Origin of the sequence: Aureimonas ureilytica (genome assembly GCF_001475935.1) — a bacterium.
In the GTDB taxonomy this organism is placed as follows: Bacteria; Pseudomonadota; Alphaproteobacteria; order Rhizobiales; family Rhizobiaceae; genus Aureimonas; species Aureimonas ureilytica_A.
Genome location: NZ_LDQA01000143.1, coordinates 1 through 1,915, shown reverse-complemented (window position 1 = coordinate 1,915; position 1,915 = coordinate 1). Strand labels below are relative to the sequence as shown.

Here is a 1,915-nt window from a genome sequence, read left to right as displayed (position 1 = left end):
ATGGCGGTCGTGCCTGCGGTGCCGGTGCCCGTACCCATCGCCGCAGCGGTCTCGCTCGGCGTGGTGAAGGTCGGCGCGCCCATCAGCTGGTCGCGCGAGGCGGTCAGCACGGCGCGGGGCTCGTTGTTCTGACCCATCGTCCAGTTGATCTGGTTGAAGGGCACGGCGATCGTCTTGGACTGGTCGCCCAGATAGGAGCCGGTGTCGATGACGACGGCCTTCACCGTGCCATCAGCGGCCACGATCAGATTTTCGATCTCGCCGGCTTCCTGAGCATTGGCGTCGGCGGAAGCATAGACGTCCATGTCCATCAGGTCGTCGGAGAGATACTGGTTCTCGCCAAGGCTCTGGATATAGGCGATGTCGGCCACGGCTGCGGTCTCACCAGCAGCGGGAGCGGCGGCCGTGGAGTTCTGGCCCTGCATGGCGCCCGAGGTCATCCCCTGGTTGCTCATGGCCGGTTCGGTGGTCGTGGTCGGAGCGGCCGACTGGGCGAAGGCGCCCGTAGCAAGAACGCTGGCGATAGCGGTTGTCGCGAGGAGCTTGCGAACCATTCGTGTTCTCCCTGGAATTCCCTACTGGGAAGCTCGAGTGGCGCCTCTTGCGCCACCTTTCGGATTGTTTAACCGCCGGAGCAAAACTCGGTTCCGACCGAATTCGAAAACGCCTTCGTGATCGTGAACCTCAAGCGAAGGCGATCACACCGAAGAAAAGCAGAAGCAAAAAGCCCACGAGCACGATCAGGATCAGGATCTTGGCGATGCCGGCGGACGCGCCAGCCACGCCGCGAAACCCGAGAAGGCTGGCAATCGCAGCGACGACGAGAAGGATGACAATCCATTCGAGCATGGGGAACGCCTTTACGAGGGTGGGCTGCGCCGATCGCGGCCGTGTGTCGCAGAACGGTTCGCGCGACAGCGAGTTCCGGCTTGCCTCGATCTCGGATGGCGTGCTCTCGCGCTTTTTTGACCGCGCTCCATATGCTGCCGGGATCATCATTCAAAACCGGAGCTTGTCGACCCTATGAAGGTTCACGCCATCCTGAATCGCGGGGGAGGGACGCTGCGAACAATGGACCTCGACGTCCTGTCCGCGTTGATCGTCGATGAGTTCAAGCTGCACGGGCATGAGATCGACATCGATATTCTGACCGGCGACGAACTGATCGATCGTATCCGCGCCAACGCCCGGCGCAACGACCTGGACGTTCTCATGGTGGGCGGAGGAGACGGCACGGTATCGGCCGCTGCCGCAGCCGTCGCGGGAACGCCCGTGTCGCTTGGGGTTCTGCCGGCCGGCACGATGAACCTGTTCGCCCGGTCGCTGGATATTCCCATGGAACTCGAACAGGCCGTTCGCGCGCTCGCGAACGGACGGATCGTCGAGGTCGACATTGCGGCCGTGAATGGCGAACACTTCATCCACCAGTTCGCCGTCGGTCTCCATGCCCGCATGGTGCGCACGCGCGACAAGCTCGACTATGGCTCGAAGGTCGGAAAGATGTGGGCGAGCGTCAAGGCGATCGTCTCCGCCACGCAGAGCCTGCCGCTGGTGGACCTCGAAATTGTCATAGACGGCAAGCGGGAGTCGATCCGAACGCCGGCCGTCGCCATCTCGAACAACATCTACGGGGAGGGGCATCTGCCCTTCGCGGACGACCCACAGGCCGGCAAGCTCGGCGTCTATCTCATGCGCTCCACCGATCGGGTGGCCATGCTGAAGATGACGATGGACATGATGCGGGGAGCCTGGAAGGCCAACAAGGATTTGACCGTGACGGAAGCGGATTCCATCCGCATCGTCTATGGCGGCCGCAAAACCGTGAAGCGCGCCGTGATGGATGGCGAGTTGAAAGATTTGGCGCGCGTGTCCGACGTGACGATGCACCGCCGGGGGCTGAAAGTCCTCGTGCCTG

Annotated in this window: 3 protein-coding genes; 1 reads left to right on the top strand and 2 read right to left on the bottom strand. The window is 62.8% G+C overall.

What is annotated here, in order from left to right:
* The coding region (locus tag NS365_RS23110; RefSeq protein ID WP_058602621.1) for a PRC-barrel domain-containing protein at nt 1-554 on the bottom strand (554 nt) is incomplete at its 3' end.
* 130 nt (nt 555-684) lie between these two features.
* Entirely contained in the window at nt 685-849 is a 165-nt protein-coding gene (locus NS365_RS23955) for a DUF1328 domain-containing protein (RefSeq protein WP_082640304.1), read from the bottom strand.
* Nucleotides 850-1,071: 222 nt separating this feature from the next.
* Here NS365_RS23955 and NS365_RS23100 point away from each other — a divergent pair.
* Nucleotides 1,072-1,915: diacylglycerol/lipid kinase family protein (locus tag NS365_RS23100; protein ID WP_244498546.1), on the top strand; the 844-nt coding region annotated here is incomplete at its 3' end.